This window comes from Micromonospora sp. NPDC052213 (assembly GCF_040679695.1).
Classification (GTDB): domain Bacteria; phylum Actinomycetota; class Actinomycetes; order Mycobacteriales; family Micromonosporaceae; genus Micromonospora.
This window is the reverse complement of sequence record NZ_JBFAVI010000001.1, coordinates 60,517-80,731: the sequence shown is the minus strand read 5'-3', so window position 1 is coordinate 80,731 and position 20,215 is coordinate 60,517. Positions and strand designations below refer to the sequence as shown.

Annotated in this window: 13 protein-coding genes; 7 read left to right on the top strand and 6 right to left on the bottom strand. The window is 72.0% G+C overall.

Annotation, left to right across the window (positions count from 1 at the left end; all coding sequences use genetic code 11):
* Positions 1-19: 19 nt before the first annotated feature.
* The 5 genes from AB0L34_RS00350 to AB0L34_RS00330 all read right to left on the bottom strand — a co-directional run bounded on the left by AB0L34_RS00350 (position 20) and on the right by AB0L34_RS00330 (position 5,818).
* Positions 20-814 (bottom strand): type II secretion system F family protein, encoded by a 795-nt coding sequence (locus AB0L34_RS00350; protein WP_363700628.1) that lies wholly within the window; start codon positions 812-814, stop codon positions 20-22.
* Entirely contained in the window at positions 814-2,127 is a 1,314-nt protein-coding gene (locus AB0L34_RS00345) for a hypothetical protein (protein ID WP_363700626.1), read from the bottom strand. Before AB0L34_RS00345 ends, AB0L34_RS00350 begins: the two co-directional genes overlap by 1 nt.
* Positions 2,124-3,335: a TadA family conjugal transfer-associated ATPase gene (locus AB0L34_RS00340; RefSeq protein WP_363700624.1), complete on the bottom strand. Its 1,212-nt coding sequence runs from the start codon at positions 3,333-3,335 to the stop codon at positions 2,124-2,126. Before AB0L34_RS00340 ends, AB0L34_RS00345 begins: the two co-directional genes overlap by 4 nt.
* Positions 3,332-4,435, bottom strand: coding sequence for a septum site-determining protein Ssd (ssd, locus tag AB0L34_RS00335; RefSeq protein ID WP_363700621.1), 1,104 nt, complete (start codon positions 4,433-4,435; stop codon positions 3,332-3,334). Before ssd ends, AB0L34_RS00340 begins: the two co-directional genes overlap by 4 nt.
* 516 nt (positions 4,436-4,951) lie before the next feature.
* Positions 4,952-5,818 carry a sigma-70 family RNA polymerase sigma factor gene (locus tag AB0L34_RS00330; RefSeq protein ID WP_363700619.1) on the bottom strand — a complete coding sequence of 289 codons (867 nt, stop codon included), beginning with the start codon at positions 5,816-5,818 and terminating at the stop codon, positions 4,952-4,954.
* 153 nt (positions 5,819-5,971) lie between these two features.
* Here AB0L34_RS00330 and AB0L34_RS00325 point away from each other — a divergent pair, with 153 nt between their 5' ends.
* The 3 genes from AB0L34_RS00325 to AB0L34_RS00315 all read left to right on the top strand — a co-directional run bounded on the left by AB0L34_RS00325 (position 5,972) and on the right by AB0L34_RS00315 (position 8,435).
* A complete protein-coding gene (locus AB0L34_RS00325) occupies positions 5,972-6,430 on the top strand; it encodes a carboxymuconolactone decarboxylase family protein (RefSeq protein WP_363700729.1) in 459 nt (152 codons plus the stop codon).
* 221 nt (positions 6,431-6,651) lie between these two features.
* Positions 6,652-7,146, top strand: coding sequence for a hypothetical protein (locus AB0L34_RS00320; protein ID WP_363700617.1), 495 nt, complete (start codon positions 6,652-6,654; stop codon positions 7,144-7,146).
* Between the two features lie 473 nt (positions 7,147-7,619).
* Positions 7,620-8,435 (top strand): HAD-IB family hydrolase, encoded by an 816-nt coding sequence (locus tag AB0L34_RS00315; protein WP_363700615.1) that lies wholly within the window; start codon positions 7,620-7,622, stop codon positions 8,433-8,435.
* A gap of 148 nt (positions 8,436-8,583) precedes the next feature.
* Here AB0L34_RS00315 and AB0L34_RS00310 read toward each other — a convergent pair whose 3' ends face one another.
* Entirely contained in the window at positions 8,584-9,330 is a 747-nt protein-coding gene (locus AB0L34_RS00310) for an oxidoreductase (protein WP_363700613.1), read from the bottom strand.
* 263 nt (positions 9,331-9,593) lie between these two features.
* Here AB0L34_RS00310 and acs point away from each other — a divergent pair, with 263 nt between their 5' ends.
* The 4 genes from acs (at position 9,594) to AB0L34_RS00290 (ending at position 20,065) form a co-directional block, all read left to right on the top strand.
* On the top strand, positions 9,594-11,558 hold the full coding sequence (gene acs / locus AB0L34_RS00305; RefSeq protein ID WP_363700611.1) for an acetate--CoA ligase: 1,965 nt from the start codon (positions 9,594-9,596) through the stop codon (positions 11,556-11,558).
* 269 nt (positions 11,559-11,827) lie between these two features.
* On the top strand, positions 11,828-14,620 hold the full coding sequence (locus AB0L34_RS00300; protein WP_363700609.1) for an immune inhibitor A domain-containing protein: 2,793 nt from the start codon (positions 11,828-11,830) through the stop codon (positions 14,618-14,620).
* A gap of 418 nt (positions 14,621-15,038) precedes the next feature.
* The gene (locus AB0L34_RS00295) at positions 15,039-17,345 is read left to right on the top strand and encodes an immune inhibitor A domain-containing protein (protein ID WP_363700607.1); all 2,307 of its coding nucleotides are present in this window, start codon (positions 15,039-15,041) and stop codon (positions 17,343-17,345) included.
* Positions 17,346-17,668: 323 nt separating this feature from the next.
* Positions 17,669-20,065 carry an immune inhibitor A domain-containing protein gene (locus AB0L34_RS00290; RefSeq protein WP_363700727.1) on the top strand — a complete coding sequence of 799 codons (2,397 nt, stop codon included), beginning with the start codon at positions 17,669-17,671 and terminating at the stop codon, positions 20,063-20,065.
* The last annotated feature ends 150 nt before the right edge of the window (positions 20,066-20,215 follow it).

Below are 20,215 nucleotides of genomic sequence, written 5' to 3'. Positions count from 1 at the left end.
GTCCTTTCTGGAAGGTTGGTCAGAGCACGTCGCCGAGAACGGCGACGATCACCGGCACCAGGCCGGCGAGAATGAAGGCCGGCAGGAAGCAGAGCCCCAGCGGCAGCACGATGAGGACGCCGGCGCGGCGGGCGGCCGCCTCGGCAGCCGTGGACCGGTCGGCGCGCAGGTCGTCGGCGAGCCGGGTCAGCGCGCCGGCCAGCGCCCCGCCGCTGTTCGAGGAGCGGCGAACGGCCGCCGTCAGCCGCTCGGCGCCCGGCACCGACGCGAGCGGCTCCCATGCCTCCTCGGGGCCGCCGCCGAGCCGCAGCAACCGGCCCACCCGGGCGAGCCGGTCGGCGAGGGGCCCGTCGAGCGCGTCCGCCACGGCCAGGACGGACCTGTCCACCGGCGCCCCCGCCCGCATCGCCGCCGCGAGCAGGTCGGCGGCGAGCGGGAGGTCGGCGGCCTCCCGCAGCCGCCGCCTGCGTACGGCCGGCGGCTCGATCCGGCGCAGCAGACGGTCGAGCAGCAGCGCCGCCGGCGCGGCTGTCAGCAACCCGGGCCAGCCGCCGACCACGACGGCCACGGCCAGACCACCCAGCCCGGCGGCGAGCCGGATCGCATCCGGCCGGCGCCGGGACCGCGCACCCTCCGGCGCCTCGTCGCCGGTCCCGGACGCCACCGGTCGGTGAACCGAGCCGGCCGGGCGTACGCCGGGCGGCGCCCCGCGCAGGGCGCGCAGGCGGCGCAGCGGCCGCCGGCCGGCGAGGAACGCGACGGCGAGCAGGGCCACCGCCGCCAGGCAGCCCGCGACCAGCACCGCCCGGGGCATCAGCTCGCCCGCCCCGGTGTCGCGCCGAGCCGCTCGGCCCAGAACAGGCCCGCGACCTGGAGGGCGACGGCGGCGACCGCGCACGCACCGCCGACGGGGGTGTGCAGCAGCACCGCCACGGGGTCGACGCCGATGCCGTAGCCGAGCCCGATGCCGCCGAGCGGCAGAGCGGCGAGCAGCAACGCGGTGGCGCGCGCCCCGGCCGCCTGGGCCTCCGCCGCGGCCAGTCCCCGGTCGCTGGAACGGGCGTCGGCCTCGATGCGCTCCAGCAGCTCGGCCAACGGCGCGCCCGTCCGGTCGGCGAGCCGTACGGCCGCCCGCGCCAGCCGCTCCAGCCGGTCCGGGCCGTTGCCGGCGGGTCGCCGGGGCGGCTTGAGCAGCGTGTCCGCTCCGACGTCGAAGTCCCGCCCGTCGCCGGGCGCCGCGCCCTCCCGACCGATCCCGGCGGCGATTCCTGGCCGTCCGAGGGTGAGCTGCTCAGCGGCGACCGGCACCGGCAGGCCGGCCCGCAGATCGGCGGCCAGCCCGCAGAGTTCGTCCAGCCGACGTCGCCGGGCCCGGTCCGCCAGCTGGCCGGACTGCCGTCGAAGCAGCGCGCGGGCGGCCAGCGTGCCGTAGGCGCCGACGGCCACCGCCGCCACCGGCCCGGCCAGCAGCAGTCCGGCCGCGACGCCGGCCAGCCCCACCAGCAGCAGGGTGCGCCTCGGTGACGTGGTCAGCACGCCCGACCGGTCTCGCCGTCCCGCACCGGCAGGACGGGCCGCCCGAACGTCGGGTCGACGGGTGGGTGCAGCGGTCGGGGCCGGCGCGCCGACGGGACGTCGCGCGTCCCGCCGGGTGGGTGGTCGGGCGGGTCCCGGCGGTCGGGACGGGCCGGGGTGACCACCGGCGGGCCACGGCCAGGACGGCCGGTCCGCGACGTCCCGCGGCGGCCACTGCGCCGCGCCGCCCGGTCCGTGCCCGCTCGGAGGCACCCGGCGGACCGAGGCGGCCTGGGCCACGGCCGGCAGGCGCGCCGGAGCGGTCACCTCGGACATCTCACCCGGCTGCCGGCCGGCCGGCGCCGCCCCAGCGGCCGGGCCGGTAAACGCCTCGACGGGACGGTCCGGCGGGGCGGGGCGGAGATCCGGCTCCGACGCCCGGCGCAGCTCGGTGATCCAGTCGACGAGCGGATCGTCCGCCCCGTTCGACGCGTTCCCTTGTGCCTCGCTCACGAGGGTGCGCCGCCTGCTCCGAAGGCCGCCCAGCAGATTGGCCACGACGACCGCCGACGCGATCGCCAGCAGCGCCACCAGCGCGTACGGGGCGCTCACTTCGGGCCCGCCGATCCGGGCCACGGCTCGCTGAGGATCGGCGGCACCGGCACGCCCCGCTCCCGCAGCAGCGCTCCGAGCGCGCGGGCGGCGGGACCGAGGCCGCGCCCGCGTACCCAGGCGGGAACCGCGGCGACCAGGCGGTCCGGACCCTCGGGCAGGAGCAGGCACACCGACTCCAGCACCCGCCCCTGTTCGCCCCGGCGCACCTGGAGCAGCACCTGGAGCGCGGCGGCCACCTGGGCGTGGAGCGCGGGGCGGGGCAGCCCACCCAGCATCCCGAGCGCCTCCAGCCGGGCCGGCACGTCGGAGGGGGCGTTGGCGTGCAGGGTGCCGGCACCGCCGTCGTGACCGGTGTTCAGGGCGGCGAGCAGGTCGACCACCTCCCCGCCCCGGCACTCGCCGACGACCAGCCGATCGGGCCGCATCCGCAGTGCCTGCCGGACCAGGTCGGTCAGCCCGACCGCGCCGGATCCCTCCACGTTGGCAGTTCTGGCTTGCAACCCGACGACGTGCGGGTGCCGGGGGTGCAGCTCGGCCGCGTCCTCCACCAGCACGATCCGCTCGGTCGACGGCACCAGCCCGAGCAGCGTGTTCAGCAGAGTGGTTTTGCCCGAGCCGGTGCCGCCGGTCACCAGGTACGCCAGCCGGGCCGCCACGACGGCGGAGAGCACCGGCGCCATCGGCCGGGGCACCGTCCCCTGGCGTACCAACTCGTCGAGGGTGAACGGCCGCTGCCGGAACGTCCGCAGGGACAGGTAGGGACCGTCGGTCGCCACCGGCGGCAGCACGGCGTGCAGCCGGGTGCCGTCGGGGAGCCGCGCGTCCGCGTACGGCGAGCCGTCGTCGAGCCGCCGGCCGGCGCTGGCGGTGAGCCGCTGGGCGAGCCGGCGAACGTCGTCGACCGTGCCGATCGGCACCGCGACCTGGTGCAGGCCCTGCCCCCGGTCCACCCAGACCCGGACGCCGTTGACCAGCACGTCGGTGACCTCCGGGTCGGCCAGCAGCGGCGCGAGCGGACCGGCACCCACCAGGTCGTCGTGCACCCGGTCGGCCATCCGCAGCAGGGCGGTGTCGCCCAGCACGGCGGCGGTGGGTTCCGCGCGTACGGCGGACACGATCGCGGCGGGGGTGACCGGGGTCGCCGCGGCCGCGATCCGCTGCCGCACCCGGGAGGCGAGAGTCTCGCCCTCGGACGGTCCGGTCATGCCGCATCCGCCGCGGGTGTGCCGGTCAGGTCGGCGACGATGCGCTGGCAGAGGGCCGCCAGCGGCCCCCGGCCGTGGGCGGCCGGTGCCTCGCCCCGCTCCAGCCCACGGACCAACGCCGGCTCCGGCCGCAGCGTGCCGGCAAGCGGCAGTCCGAGCGCGCGGGCCACCTCGGCGGCCCCGAGCCTGCCCGGTGCCGGACCGCGCACGATCACCGACATCGCGGCGCAGTGCGGTGCGGCGGCCGCCACCACCCGGGCGGCCGCGGCGGTGGCCCGCAGTTCGGCCGGTACGACGACGAACACGTGGTCGGCCGCCTGGAGTGCGGTGACGGCCGCGTCGTCCAGTTGCCGGGGCAGGTCCACCACCACGAAGTCCCGGCCCCGCCGGGCGGCGTCTACCGTGGCCGCCATCGCCTGGGCGGGCAGGGCGAGCAGGTCGCCCCGGTCCCAGGAGAGCACCACCAGGTCACCCCGGCTCGGCAGGGCCCGCACCAGCGCCGGCGCGTCCACCCGGCCGTCGGCGTCGGTCAGCGCCGGCCAGCGCAGCCCCTCCAACTGCTCCCAACCCAGCACCAGGTCGAGCCCACCGCCGAGCGGATCGGCGTCGACGAGCAGGGTGCGCAGCCGGGCACGGGCGGCCGTGACCGCGAGCCCGCCGGCCAGGATGCTCGCCCCGGCGCCACCACGCCCGCCCAGCACGGCGGTGATCCGGGCTACGCCCCGATCGGCGCCCTCCGGCCCGCACTCGGCGAACCGGTCCACCAGCCACGGCTCGGCGGCCGGCAGGACGGCCACGTGCTCGGCGCCGATCAGCTCGGCGACCTGAAAGCCGGGATCGGGCTCCCCGGACCGGCCGACCAGCACCATCCGTGGCCGCTGCGGCAGCCGCGCCCGCAGGCACGGCTGGGCCTGGTCGGCGCCGACCAGCACGAGCGGGGCGGGCAGCCAGCGGGTCCGGGCCGCCGCCGGGTCGGCGGCGAGCTCCACCTCGACGCCGCCCGCTGCGGCGAGCCGGAGCAGGTCGTCGAGCAGGTCGCCGTCCGAGGTGACGAGCAGCGGCAGTCGCCGGTGCGGCGGGACGGAGGTACGGGGTGGCATCGCGGCCTCCAGCGGTCGGGCTCCGGGGTTGCTGACCCGAGACCCTGCCCCCGATCCGCCACCGGACGCCGCCCCACGGCGCCAGCCTGTGGACAACTTCGGCGCCTGTGGACAGCGCCCACCGCGCGAGTCGATCTGCTATGTCCGTCGCCCCCCGGCACGGCCCCTGTCGTACGTCGCCGGCACGATCCGCCACCTGACCGACAGCCTCGTGGAGCTTCTCTGCCGGGCGCGGTGGCGGGCCGACGCCGACCGCCCGAACCGACCGCGCCGCTGCACGACGCCCTGCCAGGGCTGGTCACCGCCGTGCAGGCGGTCGACGACGCGCCCCGCTTCCACCTCGACTCCGAGACCGACGACGTGGTGGCGGAGACCGCCCGGCTGCTCGCACCCGGCGCCACCCGGGTCGCACGGTGGCGGGAGTGCCGCGTGTTGACGGCAGCGGAGAGCCCGTGCACGGCGGCGCGACATCGGAAGCCACGCCGCCGACGAACCCCGCCGGAGACCGTCCGCCGGTCAGTCGATGACCAGGTCGAGGGCGGCGATCTGGTCCGGGTCGGCGACCACCTCGACGCCGACGATCCGATCGGTGACCACAAAGCTGATCACGATGCGGGTACGGCCGCCGACGACCACCACCGCGCCCGGCGCGCCGTCGACGAACGCGGGCACGGCGGCCTGCGCCCGCCCGGAGAAGAAGGCGGCCACGACGGACGAGCCGTGTGCCTCGCCCGTTCCGCCCATCTTGACGGCCGTGGCGTCGGAGCGCAGGACGACGTGCGGGTCGAGGAGGCTGAGCAGGTCGTCGAAGCGCCCCTCCCGGGACGCGGCCAGGAACGCCTCGACGAGCCCACGCTGCCGAACTCGGTCCGTTTCCGGCGTCGGGGGTCCGCTCTGCACACGACGGCGGGCCCGGCTGGCGATCTGCCGTACGGCGGCCGGGCTGCGGTCGACGACGGGGGCGAGTTCGTCGAAGGACACCGCGAACATGTCATGCAGCACGAAGACCAGCCGTTCGGTGGGACCGAGGGTCCGCAGCACCACGTCCAGCGCCCGTCCGACCGACTCGGTGAGCAGCGCCTCCCGCTCGGGATCGACCTCGGCGGACCCGGCCGTGGCCGGATCGTCCTCGGCGACGTCGGCGGGCTGCTCGTGGCGGGCCGTGCTCGACCCCAGCCGATCGAGGCAGACCCGCCCGAGGGCGGTGGTGAGCCACCCCGGCAGGTTGTCGATGCCGTCGACGTCGGCGCGGCTGAGCCGCAGCCAGGTGTCCTGGACCGCGTCGTCGGCCTCGGCCCCGGAGCCGAGCATCCGCTGGGCCACGGACCGCAGGCGGGGACGCTGCTCCTCGAAGCGCAGGGCCAGCAGATCGGTGTCGCTCATGGCATCGCAATCCTGGCCGACGTCCAGCCTCCACGTGACCGCGGTCACATCTGTCACGCCGGCCGTCCCGCTGTCGACATCAGGGTGACGGACGAGAACGCTGCGGCGAGAAACGCCAGCGAGCGTAACAGGAAGGGCAGGGACCAGATGACCATGCAGGCCCGCATCCAGAACCCCGCGATGCTGCTCCCCGACGCGGCGAAGGCGATCAACCTGCTCTACAAGGCGGCGCACTCCGCCGGCGTCCCCACCAGCACGCTGGAGTTGGTCCACCTGCGAGCCAGCCAGATCAACGGATGCAGCGCGTGCGTCGACTCCGGCGCGCGCAGCGCACGGAAGGCCGGAGAGACCGAGGAGAGGCTCTTCGCGCTGGCCGCATGGCGGGAGACGCCGTACTTCACCACAGCGGAGCGGGCCGCGCTCGCGCTCGCCGAGGCCGCGACCCGGCTCGCCGACCGGGCCGACGCGGTGCCCGACGAGGTCTGGGACGACGCCACCCGGCACTTCGACGAGAAGGAACTGTCCGCGCTGGTGCTCTGGATCGCCACCACCAACTTCTTCAACCGGTTGAACGCCACGACCCGACAGCCCGCACCGCAGATCTGGGGCTGAGCGGGCGCCGACAGCGGCGAGGGGGCGGAGGCGCCCCCGCCGCGGCGCCCCGGAGGTCGAGCGACAGCCGGCTGCGGTTGGCGGTTCGGGTTCGCGCGGTCAACAACGCCACTGCACCGGCCTACAGAAGTCCGCACGGCCGTTGTTGATCCCCCTTGCAGGGGAGCCGGCTGGTTCCCTCGCGGGAGGTTTCGGACCCGGAGCTGCACTGGAATCAACGCATGAGTTCGATGAAGTCCCCGAAGGCCGTTTGGTTGGGAACTGCTGCGCTGACCCCCTACATCCTGATGAAGACCTACTGGGCGTTCGGCGGGAACGCTGGCCGACCGGCAGGCGACCTCGCCGCCTCGATGCGCGCCAACGGTGCACCCGAGGCGCTGGTGTGGCTGGAGCAGCATGGGATCGACTTCACCGTGCTGGGCGCCCTCGGCGGGGTGCTGCTGCTGACCGCGCTGACCCGCCCCTGGGGCGAGCGGCTGCCACGCTGGACGCTGCTCGTCCTGGGCTGGCCGGGCGCCGTGGCCCTCACCCCCTACGGCCTCGCCACCATGATCGCCGCAGCCGCCGGCTTCACAGTCGGCGACGCCGAAGGCTGGTCCCCTTGGGTCGGCTACGTGGGCGGACTCGCCTTCGCCGGCCTTGGCCTCTCACTTGCCCTCTGCACCCGCTCATACCAGCGCCGCACCCGCCCCCCGGCCGTCCTCGCCCACGCCTGAGCACGCCTACGCCACCCGGCTGGTCACCGACGGTGCCCTGGTGCAGCGGGCCATGGGCCACGAGCAGGAGTCCACGACGCTCAATCGTTACACGCACACCACGGACGACTGCGCGGCTCTGATCCTGGATGCCTTCACGCTGCTCGCTGCGGAAAGGGACGACCCCCGTCGGGGGGAGACGGGGGTCGTCGGGAGGTTCGGCTCCGGGGGGGTCGAGCCGAACCCACTCAGCGGTCACGGGGGGTGCAACCGCCGAGGGCCTGTCTGTTGTGCGAGATGTGAACGCTCGTCGTGCCGACCAGTCTGCCTGAGCGGACCTGTATACGTCGAGTGGTGTCACCTCCACTCCCTGCAAATTAAACTTCGCAGAGTGTGACGGACGTCACGATGAGCGAGGGCGATGGGGTCTGCCCGCAAGTCCGAGGGGTCATCGGACCCCGGGCACCCGCCGACCATAGACCATCCGGCTAGACTTGCGCGCCGTGGGCCGAAGTGCCGCTTTCTTCGATCTGGACAAGACCGTCATCGCCAAGTCGAGCGCCCTGGCGTTCGGTCGGCCGTTCTACCGGGACGGCCTGATCACCCGGCGTGACGTGGTCAAGTCGGCGTACGCGCAGCTGATGTTCCGGCTGGGCGGCACCGACGAGCAGACCATGGCCAAGACCCGGGACTATCTCGCCACGCTCTGCAAGGGCTGGCAGGTGGAGCAGGTCCGCCAGATCGTCGCGGAGACGCTGCACGAGCTGATCAATCCCTACGTGTACGCCGAGGCCGCCGCCCTGATCGAGGAGCACCAGGCTGCCGGCCGGGACGTCGTGCTGGTCTCCGCCTCCGGCGAGGAGATGGTCCGGCCGATCGGCGCGCTGCTAGGGGTCACCGACGTGATCGCCACCCGGATGGGCGTGGTGGACGGCCGCTACAGCGGCGAGGTCGAGTTCTACGCGGCCGGGCCGAGCAAGGTCGAGGCGGTCAGCGAGCTGGCCGTCCGCCGCGGGTACGACCTGGCCGACTCGTACGCCTACTCCGACTCGTACAGCGACCGGCCACTGCTGGAGTGCGTCGGCCACCCCTCGGTGGTCAACCCGGACCGGCAGCTGCGCAGGCTCGCGGTCGAGAACTCCTGGCCGGTGCTGGAGTTCCGGCACCCGATTCCGCTGGGCCGGCGGCTGCGGGAGCGCCCGGCCGTCCCGGTCGCCGCGGCGGCGCTGGGCGTGGGCGTCGGCGTGGCCATCGGCATCGCCTGGTACGGCCGTCACCGCCGTACCCGCGCCACCCCCGCTCCCGCCTGACCGGATCCGGGCCGAAGCGACCCGGACCGAGAGCGACCCGGACCGAAGCGACCCGGACCGAAAGCGACCCGGACCGAAGCGACCCGGACCGAAAGCGAGCCGGACCGAAGCGACCCAGGTGCCGAGGGATCCAGGCTCGGCGGGCGGGTCAGGCGGCGGCGAGGATCTCGTCGCCGATCGTGGTGAGCTGGTCGGCGCCGACCTCCACGGCCGACATGTAGTGCCGCAGCCAGGACCGCAGGCCGTCCGGGGTGCCGGTGGCGAACGCGCCGGCCGAGCCGACGTACTCGGGCTCGCGCTCGCGGTGGCCGACGTCGACGGCGAGCAGGCCGCGCGGGTCGAGCCCGCTGGACAGCAGCACCAGCCGGGCGGCGCCGCGGGCCACCACCCCGGACGGCCCGGCGAAGGGGCGCAGGTTCAGCAGCTCACCGTGCACGACGGCGGCCAGCACCAGCGGGGAGACCTTCGTGCCGCCGGCGACGAGCCCGGCCAGCCCGTCCAGCCGCGCGGCGACCACCGGGTCGGCCACGGGCCGGCCCAGTTCGGCCTCGGTCACCACGTCCCGGGCGGCGAGCACGTGCAGCCTGGCCAGCGCCTGCCGGGGCGCCTTCGGCCAGAGCTCGCTCAGCCCGGGCAGCGCCCCGGCGACCCGCAGCGCGCCCTGGACCACCGGCTCGGTCACGGTTCCGGCACGGACGGCCTCGCGCTCGTGGGCGTACCCCTCGAGGGCGGCGCTGGCGACCGCGGACCGGAGGCTGACCTCGGCCGCGACCTGGCCGCCGTGCCGGCGCAGCGCGCGGTGCCCGAGCGCCTGGTCGAAGCGCTCGCGGGCCCGCTCGACGGCGGGAGCGATGTCGGCGAGCGCGAGCAGCGGGGCGAGTGGGTCAGCGGTCACCCCGTCACGCTATCGACTGTGCGACGCGACCCGCCGACGAGCCGCCGGGGAGCGACCGCCGCCACCCCTCGATTGTGGTGGCAAGGGGCCCTTCCTCGACGGAAGGTGCCGACGCGGTGCCCCTTTTGGCGTCCGGGTGGCCGTCCGGCGCGCGGCGGGGGCCGCTCGGCGCGAGTTGGCCGGACCGGCAGTCAGGCGACGGGGTGTCCCGACTAACCTCGTGCGGGAGACGCAGGTCACCCCGAACGACGAGGGAGCACGGCATGAGCGAGGCATTGGCCAATCTGTTGAACGAGACACGCCAGTTCCCGCCGCCGGCCGAACTCGCCGCGAACGCCAACGTCACCGCAGACGCGTACGCGGAGGCCGACGCCGACCGGCTGGCGTTCTGGGAGCGGCAGGCCGGGCGGCTGACGTGGGCGCGGCAGTGGGACCAGGTGCTCGACTGGTCGAAGCCGCCGTTCGCGAAGTGGTTCGTCGGCGGGCAGCTCAACGTGGCGTACAACTGCCTGGACCGGCACGTCGAGGCCGGGCTGGGCGACAGGGTCGCCATCCACTGGGAGGGCGAGCCGGGCGACACCCGCACCATCACGTACGCCGACCTGCACAAGCTGACCTGCCAGGCGGCGAACGCGCTGACCGACCTGGGCGTCACCGCGGGCGACCGGGTGGCGATCTACCTGCCGATGATCCCGGAGGCGGCGGTCGCGATGCTGGCCTGTGCCCGCATCGGCGCGACGCACAGCGTGGTCTTCGGCGGCTTCTCCACCGACGCGCTGACCAACCGGATCCAGGACGCCAGCGCCAAGGTGGTGATCACCGCCGACGGCGGCTTCCGCCGGGGCAAGCCGTCCGCGCTGAAGCCGACGGTGGACGAGGCGGTGGCCAACTGCCCGTCGATCGAGCACGTGCTGGTCGTGCGGCGCACCGGCGAGGAGGTCGCCTGGTCGGCCAAGGACCACTGGTGGCACGAGACGGTGGAGACCGCCCCGGCCGAGCACGCCGCGCAGCCGTTCGACGCCGAGCACCCGCTGTTCATCCTCTACACCAGCGGCACCACGGCCCGCCCGAAGGGCATCCTGCACACCACCGGCGGCTACCTCACCCAGACGGCGTACACGACGCACGCGGTCTTCGACCTCAAGCCGGAGACGGACGTCTACTGGTGCACCGCCGACATCGGCTGGGTCACCGGGCACTCCTACATCGTCTACGGCCCGCTCTCCAACGGCGCCACGCAGGTGATGTACGAGGGCACCCCGGACACCCCGCACAAGGGCCGGTTCTGGGAGATCGTCGACAAGTACAAGGTCAGCATCCTCTACACCGCCCCGACCCTGATCCGCACGATGATGAAGTGGGGCGAGGACATCCCCGCCGGCTACGACCTCTCCTCGCTGCGGCTGCTCGGCAGCGTGGGCGAGCCGATCAACCCCGAGGCGTGGATGTGGTACAGGCAGCACGTCGGCCACGGTGAGCTGCCCATCGTGGACACCTGGTGGCAGACCGAGACCGGGTCCGTCATGATCTCGCCGCTGCCGGGCGTGACGGAGGCCAAGCCCGGCTCCGCGATGACGCCGCTGCCGGGGATCAGCGCCGACGTGGTGGACGACCAGGGCCAGTCGGTGCCGAACGGCGGCGGTGGCTACCTGGTGCTGCGCGAGCCGTGGCCGTCGATGCTGCGCACCATCTGGGGCGACGACAACCGGTTCATCGAGACGTACTGGTCGCGGTTCGAGGGCATGTACTTCGCCGGGGACGGCGCGAAGCGGGACGACGACGGGCACATCTGGCTGCTCGGCCGGGTCGACGACGTGATGCTGGTGTCCGGGCACAACATCTCCACCACCGAGGTCGAGTCGGCGCTGGTCTCGCACCCGTCGGTGGCCGAGGCGGCGGTGGTCGGCGCGACCGACCCGACCACCGGGCAGGCCATCGTCGCGTTCGCCATCCCGCGCGGCGCCACGGACACCTCCGGCGAGGCGGGCGAGAAGCTCATCGCCGACCTGCGCAACCACGTGGCGAAGACCCTCGGCCCGATCGCCAAGCCGCGGCAGATCATGCTGGTGCCGGAGCTGCCGAAGACCCGCTCCGGCAAGATCATGCGCCGCCTGCTGCGGGACGTGGCCGAGAACCGGTCGCTCGGCGACGTCACCACGCTCCAGGATTCGTCCGTGATGGACCTGATCTCGTCCGGCATGGGCGGCGGCAAGTCCGACGAGGACTGACGGCAGGCGTACGACCCGATGGGTGGCGGTCCCGCGCGGACCGTCACCCATCGTCATTTCTTACGGGTACACGACGGACCGGATGCGCCCTGTCACATCAGTCAGTCGGGGGAACCGGGAGAAGCTGAACGGACACAGGCAGGCGCGGACCCCTGTCCTTCGCCTGATTTCTGATTTAGGTTCACGCAGGCCGAGTCGGTTCGATGGACGTCACATCGATGGGAGGCCGGCCGGCTTCCTCCCTCCCCATGCCCGAGAAATGGAGCGGCATGAACAGAAATCCGCAACCTGGGTCGCGTCGACGCCTACTCGTCGCGCTGCCCGCCATCGCCCTGGCGGCCACGTCACTGACCGTGACTGGCAGCTCGGCGGCGGCAGAGTCCGGCCCCGCCCGAGCCGTCATCGGGGCGGACGAGTACTACATCAACTACTCCGAGCCGGCCGTCCAGCCGGACAGCACCGGCCGCGAGGTCAAGGGCAAGGGTGGTGTCTACGCCCCGGCGGTCGAGAAGGCGCGGGCCTACGACCGCAAGTTCGCCCGCGGCAACCCGGTCACGGCACGGGAACTCGCCAGGACCGAGGCCGAGGCGATCAAGACGGGCAAGAGCCCGCGGCAGATCAAGCAGGCCGAGGGCACCCAGACGGCGAAGCTGCTCACCCTGCTGGTGGAGTTCAACGACCAGGCCAACGACGACTTCACCGACGTCATGGTCCCCAAGACGGTCTTCGAGGACCGGAGCTGTGTCCCCGGCACCGTCCAGAACGGACCCCTGCACAACAACATCCCCAACCCGGCGTCCCTGCCGCGCGAGGACAACAACTCGATGTGGGTGCCGGACTTCTCACCCGCGCACTACGACAAGATGCTCTACACCAAGGAGGGCATCACCGAGCGGGTCCGCCCGGACCTGACCGGGCCGGACGGCAAGCCGGGCATCAGCCTGGCCGGCCGGACCATGCACAACATGTACCTGGAGATGTCCAAGGGCGCGTACACGGTCGACGGGCAGGCCAGCCCGTGGATCAAGGTGCCGCACTCCGAGGGCTGGTACGCGGCCTCCCGCTGCTTCCAGGACGAGAACGGCAACTGGGTCGCCGGCCGCGAGCAGGCGATGAACGGGCACCCGGACAACCCGCAGGGCGCGGGCCGGCTGGCCACCGACGCGATCGCCACCCTCGCGCAGATGGACCCGAACTTCCCGTGGGCCGACTACGACATCGAGGACCAGGGCGACCGCGACGGTGACGGCAACGTCTTCGAGCCGGACGGCGTGATCGACCACCTGGTGCTGGTGCACGCCGGCCAGGGCAAGTCCCGTGGCGGCGGCGCCGAGGGCATCTACGCCGTCTGGGCGCACTCGTCGTCGATCGCCGGCGGCTACACCATCCCCGGCACCAACCTCCAGGTGTCGAACTACATCGTGCAGCCGGAGGACGCCGGCGTCGGCGTCTTCGCCCACGAGTTCGGCCACGACCTGGGCCTGCCGGACCTCTACGACACCTCGGGCAACGCCGACTCGGACGTCGACTTCTGGGACCTGATGGCCTCGGGCTCGCACTCGGGTGAGATCTTCCAGGCGCTGCCGACGCACATGGGCCTGTGGGACAAGTGGGTGCTCGGCTGGGCCGACCCGCTGACCCTCGCGCCCGGCACCGACCCGCGCTCCGTGCAGCTGGGTCAGACCTCGCGGACCCCGGTCGGCACCAAGGACGGCATCAAGATCGACCTGCCGAACAAGGTGATCACCCTGGCCACGCCGCACAGCGGCGAGAAGATGTGGTACACCGGCGCCGACCAGGACTGGGCGGATGTCAAGATCGCCCGCCAGGTGGCCGTGCCGGCGGCGGCCGACGCGAAGTTCTGGATGTGGAACAACTTCGTCATCGAGGCCGACTGGGACTACGGCTTCCTCGAGGTCTCGACCGACGGCGGCGCCACCTGGGCCGAGCAGAAGGTCTACGACTCGACCGGCAAGCTCGTCACCACCAACGACGGCTACGCCGACCCGAACGGCCGGATGGTGGACTTCGGCAACAAGAAGTACGGCCTCACCGGCAGCACCAACGGCTGGCGGCACGACTACGTCGACCTGTCGGCGTTCGCCGGGCAGACCGTGCAGGTCCGGCTCCGCTACGCCACCGACGAGGCGTTCGTGGAGCGCGGCTGGTTCGCCGACGACTTCTCGGTGACCGGCGGCGGCGCCACCACCTGGAGCGACGACGTCGAGAGCGGCACCAACGGCTGGACCGCGACCGGCGGCACCTTCGTCGACACCAACGGCGCGGGCTGGCGCATCGACAGCGGCACCTCGACCCAGGCGCACTACTACCTGGCGGAGTGGCGCAACTTCGACGGCTTCGACAACGGCCTGAAGTACACCTACGACACGGTGTACTCGCACGAGGCGTGGAAGGTCGACAAGGTCTCCTACAACGCCCCGGGCATGCTGGTCTGGTACCGGGACACCGCGCTCGGCGACGTCAACCACGTCACCGGACAGCTGACCTCGCTGCCGAGCTACGGCGCCAAGGGTGGTCTGCTGATCGTCGACTCGCACTTCGACCCGTTCCGCCGCACGGGCGAGGCGGCCGTCAAGGACCCGTCGGTGCTGGACAACCTGCCCAGCCGGCCGCAGTCCGCCAACGCGGCCTTCTCGCTCAACCCCACGTACCCCTTCCGGGAGTGCCTGGAGGCGGCGGACGAGCCGTACAGCGAGTACTGCACGAACTTCCCCGCGCAGCCGGCGGTGCCGGCCTTCACGGACGCCAAGGGCTGGTACCCGGGCATCGAGATCCGCGACGGCTCGGCGTACGCCCGGGACAGCGACGCCTCGGTCGTCATCCCGTCGAAGGGCAACGCGCCGTACACGACCCGGGTCACCAACCCGGACGGTACGCCGGCGCCGGCCTACTACGGGGTCACGCTGGGCGGCGGCGCCATCGTGCTGGGCACCGGCAACCCCGGTGACCAGGGCGTGGCCTACGGCGTCACCATCACCATCAAGCAGACCGCGAAGGACAACTCGTACGCCACGGTGTACGTCACCCCGGCGACGAACTGACCCGAGGGTCGGTCGACGGGACACACGGCGGGGCCCGTCCGGAGCACACTGCTCCGGGCGGGCCCCGCTCGTCGTGTGGTCCGCGTTCCGCGCCGACCGGCCGCCACCCGGACCTGGCCGGCACCATCGTTGAGAGCCTCTGTGACGATTTCCGGCCCCCGGGCGCTCCCCCGATGGGGACTTCATAACTACGGTCACCCAAGGTGATCGTGGCCAAAACGTAACGTGAACCGATGTCGGTTCAACGCGCCCTTTGGTCGGCATTTATGCGCATATGCAGGTCGGCGGACGCGTGCCCACCAGGTATTTGACCCGTGACAAGCGCGCGCCCCCTCTGCCAGGGTGAGTGGCGCATCACATGACAGTCGCGGCCTCGGCCGCGCTCGTCATGTAACAGATCCACAAAGGAGGAGGACCTTTGAGGAGACGAGTCACAGCCGGTCTGGCCTCTGCCACGGCCGCGCTGCTGGCGGCGGGAGTCGTGTCGGCGCCGGCCTCCGGCGCACCGGCCGCGGACCCGGCCCCCGGTTCCGACAAGGCGAAGCACCGCAGGGACAACCTCCCCGATCCGAAGGCGGATCAGCAGCGGGAGCTCCGGAAGAAGGCCATCGCCGACCTGCTCTCCGGCAAGGCCAAGCTTTCCACGCGCAACGGCTCGAAGGTCATCCAGGTCAAGGACGACCTGTTCGTGGAGTACCAGCAGGCCCCGAAGACCGACCCCATCTTCACGATGCTGGTCGAGTTCGGCGACCAGACCGACCCCCGGACCGGTGGAGCTGCCGGCCCGGTGCGCAACCAGATCGCCGAGCCGGACCGCAACTGGGACGGCGGCTCGACCGACGACAACAGCACGCTGTGGCGGCCGGACTTCAACCGTGCGCACTACCAGGACATGATGTTCGGTCCGGGTGAGTCGATGCGGGACTTCTACCTGAAGCAGTCCGGCGGGCGCTACACCGTCAACGGCGACGTCAGCGACTGGGTCAAGGTTCCGTACAACGAGGCCCGGTACGGCAGCAACGCCATCTCCGAGGCCGACGGGTACTGGAACTTCGTCAAGGACACCGCGACGGCCTGGTACGAGTCCCAGGTCGCGGCCGGCAAGACCCCGGAGCAGATCAAGCAGTACCTGGCCCAGTTCGACATCTGGGACCGGTACGACTTCGACGGCGACGGCGACTTCAACGAGCCCGACGGCTACATCGACCACTTCCAGGCGGTGCACGCGGGCGAGGGCGAGGAGGCCGGCGGCGGCGCCCAGGGCGAGGACGCCATCTGGTCGCACCGCTGGGCGGCGTTCCCGAACCTGGCCGGCAGCGCCGGTCCGGGCGAGAACAAGGCCGGTGGTGTCCAGATCGGCGACACCGGCATGTGGATCCGGGACTACACCACGGAGCCGGAGAACGGCGGTCTGGGCGTGTTCGCCCACGAGTACGGCCACGACCTCGGTCTGCCGGACCTCTACGACACCGCCGGCGGCGACAACGGCGTGGGCTTCTGGAGCCTGATGTCCTCCGGTTCGTGGCTGAGCCACGGCACGGACGACATCGGGTCGACCCCGGGCTACATGGACCCGTGGTCGAAGCTGTTCCTGGGCTGGCTGAACTACTCGGTCGTCGAGGAGAACAGCGGCACCACCCGGGTCACGCTCGGCCCGGCCGGCGACAGCGACGGGCCGAAGGCCCAGGCCGTCGTCGTCAACCTGCCGGCGCAGACCCAGACCACCAGCTACAACACGCCGTTCGGCGGGTCGTACGAGTGGTGGGGCGGCAGCGCGGACGACCTGAACACCACGCTGACCCGCCAGCTCGACCTGACCGGTGCGACGTCCGCGTCGATCACCGCGAAGGCCTGGTACGACATCGAAGAGGACTACGACTACCTCTACGCCGAGGTGTCGACCAACGGTGGCTCCACCTGGACCCCGCTGGGCAACTCGTCGATCGACGCCGGTGAGACCGGGGTCGACGGCTCGACCAGCGGCGCCTGGGTGGACCTGGCCTACGACCTGTCCGCGTACGCCGGGCAGACCGTGCAGTTCCGCTACCGCTACCAGACCGACGGCGGCGTGCACCTCGCCGGCGCGTTCCTGGACAACGTGTCGCTGGTCAAGGGCGGCACCGTCGCCTGGACCGACGACGCCGAGACGCTGGCCGCCGAGTGGACCGCCAGGGGCTTCACCCGGATGGGCGGCTCGGTGACCGACACGTACCCCCGCTTCTACATCGCGGAGAACCGGTCCTACTTCGGCTACGACGACACCCTGCGGACCGGCGGGTACAACTACGGGTTCAACAACACCCGCCCGAACTGGGTGGAGCGGTTCTCGGTCCAGCCCGGCATGCTGGTCTGGTACGTGAACTACGCGTACGGCGACAACAACACCTCGGAGCACCCGGGCTACGGCCTGAACCTCCCGGTGGACGTCCGGCCGAACAAGATCAACGTCGGTGGTCAGGGCACCATCACCAACCGCCGCAACGGCTTCGACGCCACGTTCAGCCTGTACGCCAAGCCGGCGCAGACCTTCCACCTCAACGGTGTCCCGGTCACGCTCCCGGCGCTCGACCCGAACCCGGTGTTCTTCGACAGCGGGGCGAACAAGTACTGGACGTCCGGCAACCCGTGGAACTCGGTGAAGCTGGCCGGTTCCGGCACCCGGATCGAGATCCTGCAGCAGGGCACCAACCCGACCGACGACATGGTCGTGAAGGTCAGCAACTGACAATCGGGTTACCCGTGGGGCCGGTGGCGGTGACGCCACCGGCCCCACTTTTCGCGTACGTGACCCGGTCCGATCGAGAACGATCTCTTCCGCCCCATCGGGGACCCTATGCCCTGCTCATGACGGTTGATGAACGGCCGGGGTGTGACGGTGAAGAGCATTCCCAACAAAACTTTGCAACAAATAGACGTGCGCATCTTCCCAGGGGTCACATGAGTGTCTATGTTCACCATTGGTCCCACTAGTGGGATCGATCTCCACCGGCCCGTACCCCCGTTGGGCCGGTTCCCTCACACCGGAGGTACCACGTGCGCAAAGTCGCAGTGGGTCTGCTCGGGCTTTCGCTGACGGCGACGGGACTGGCGGTCGGCACATCCGCCAGCGCCGCGCCGCAGCCGAAGTTGCCGACGGCCGCTCCGTCGGTCACCGAGCCAGCCCATGTCGACCACGACCTGCCGAACCCGCTGGAGGACAAGCGTCGCGCCCTGCGCCAGGAGGGCCTGAGCGACGTCCTCTCCGGCCGGGCCAAGGCGCAGAAGATCAACGGCAGCACGGTCGTCAAGGTCGGCAAGACCCAGGCCGAGGGGGCCACCGCCCGCTCGACCCGGGCCGGCGCCGCCAGCCAGATGGAGGACCAGTACGTCGAGCTCGCCCGCGAGCAGACCGACCGGATCTTCGTCATCCTCGCCGAGTTCGGCAACGAGCGGCACCCGAGCTACCCGGACCAGGACACCGACCCGACCACGCCAGGGCCGACCCGGTTCGACGGGCCGCTGCACAACGAGATCCCCGCCCCCAACCGGGCGGTGGACAACTCCACCGTGTGGCAGGCGGACTACAACGCCGACCACTACCGCAAGCTCTACTTCGGCACCAACCCGGGTGACGAGTCGCTGAAGCAGTACTACGAGGCGCAGTCCTCGGGCCGCTACAGCGTCGACGGCACGGTCACCGACTGGGTGAAGGTCAGGTACAACGAGGCGCGCTACGGCCGCTCCGGCGGCTACCCGTGCGAGGACAACGTCTGCACCAACACGTGGGCGCTGGTCCGGGACGCCGCCAACCAGTGGGTCGCCGACCAGAAGGCCGCCGGCCGCACCGACGCCCAGATCGCCGCGGACGTCAAGGCGATGGACCAGTGGGACCGGTACGACCACGACTCGGACGGCAACTTCAACGAGTCGGACGGCTACATCGACCACTTCCAGATCGTCCACTCCGGCGGCGACGAGGCCGACGGTGACCCGTACCAGGGCGAGGACGCCATCTGGAGCCACCGCTGGTACGCCTTCGCGTCCGACCAGGGTTCGACCGGCCCGGCCAACTTCCCGGCCGGCGGCACCCAGATCGGCAACACCGGCATCTGGATCGGTGACTACACGATCCAGCCCGAGAACGGCGGCCGGAGCGTCTTCTACCACGAGTACGGCCACGACCTCGGTCTGCCGGACGACTACAACGTCGTCAGTGGTGGGGACAACAACAACGAGCACTGGACCCTGATGGCCCAGAGCCGGCTCGGCGCCAAGAACGACGCCGGCATCGGCGACCGCGGCGGCGACCTGGGCGCGTGGAACAAGCTCCAGCTCGGCTGGCTCGACTACGAGGTGGTCGTCGCGGGGCAGCAGCGCACCCTGAAGCTCGGCCCGCAGGAATACAACACCGACGAGGCCCAGGGCGTCGTGGTGGTGCTCCCGAAGCGGGAGTACACCTTCGACAACGGCAAGCCGTTCGAGGGCACCAAGCAGTTCTTCTCGGGCAACGAGGACGACCTCAACAGCACGATGACCCGGACCCTGGACTTCACCGGGAAGTCGTCGGCGTCGCTGTCGATGAAGGGCCGCTACGACATCGAGGCCGGGTACGACTACCTGTTCTTCGAGGCGTCGCTCGACGGCGGCCAGACCTGGACGGCGCTGCCGGGCACGGTCAACGGCCAGCCCCTCCCGGAGATCTCGCCCGGACGTCCGGCCCTGGACGGCAGCAGCAACGGCGAGTGGGTCGACATCAACATCCCCATGGACGCGGCGGCGGGCAAGGTCGCGCAGTTCCGGCTGCGCTACCAGACCGACGGCGGTGTCTCCGAGGGTGGCTTCTACGGTGACGCCGTCACCGTGACCGCCGACGGTCAGACCGTCCTCTCCGACGGTGCCGAGTCCGGCGCCGCCGGCTGGACGCTCGCCGGTGGCTTCGAGGTCGCCGAGGAGACCTACACCCGGGAGTTCGACAACTACTACATCGCGGGCACCCGGCAGTACATCTCGTACGACAAGTACCTGAAGACCGGCCCGTACTTCTTCGGCTACGCGAACACCCGCCCGGACTACGTGGACCACTACGCGTACCAGGAGGGTCTGCTGATCTCCTACTGGAACACCCGCTGGGCGGACAACGACACGTTCGCGCACCCGGGTGAGGGTCGCAACCTGATCATCGACGCGCACCCACGGCCGATCTACAACCTGACCGGGCAGCCCTGGCGGGCCCGCGTCCAGGTCTACGACGCGCCGTTCAGCCTGAAGAAGGCCGACTCGTTCACGCTGCACCTCAACAGCCAGCCGCAGTACATCCGTGGCCAGGCCGCGCAGCCGCTGTTCGACGACACCAAGCAGTACTGGTACCCGGAGCTGCCGAACCACGGCGTCAAGCTCCCGGCCACCGGCACCAAGATCAAGGTCCTGGAGAAGGACGGCCTCTACACCAAGATCCGCATCTCCTGATCGCCTGATCACGCACCACCCGCACCACACGATGCCCGGGCAGGCCACCTGCCCGGGCATCGCCCGTTCCGCACCCGGCAGCGAGGGGCGACCGGCGGGGGAACCCGCGTGGCGCATGGCGCGTCCGGCCGGGCGTGCTGTCCGCCACCC

Excerpts from the sequence above, each read along its gene's own strand:
- AB0L34_RS00350 (WP_363700628.1), bottom strand. The coding sequence starts at position 814 with ATGCCCCGGGCGGTGCTGGTCGCGGGCTGCCTGGCGGCGGTGGCCCTG.
- AB0L34_RS00340 (WP_363700624.1), bottom strand. The coding sequence starts at position 3,335 with ATGACCGGACCGTCCGAGGGCGAGACTCTCGCCTCCCGGGTGCGGCAG.
- ssd (WP_363700621.1), bottom strand. The coding sequence starts at position 4,435 with ATGCCACCCCGTACCTCCGTCCCGCCGCACCGGCGACTGCCGCTGCTC.
- AB0L34_RS00330 (WP_363700619.1), bottom strand. The coding sequence starts at position 5,818 with ATGAGCGACACCGATCTGCTGGCCCTGCGCTTCGAGGAGCAGCGTCCC.
- AB0L34_RS00325 (WP_363700729.1), top strand. The coding sequence starts at position 5,972 with ATGCAGGCCCGCATCCAGAACCCCGCGATGCTGCTCCCCGACGCGGCG.
- AB0L34_RS00320 (WP_363700617.1), top strand. The coding sequence starts at position 6,652 with ATGAGTTCGATGAAGTCCCCGAAGGCCGTTTGGTTGGGAACTGCTGCG.
- acs (WP_363700611.1), top strand. The coding sequence starts at position 9,594 with ATGAGCGAGGCATTGGCCAATCTGTTGAACGAGACACGCCAGTTCCCG.
- AB0L34_RS00300 (WP_363700609.1), top strand. The coding sequence starts at position 11,828 with ATGAACAGAAATCCGCAACCTGGGTCGCGTCGACGCCTACTCGTCGCG.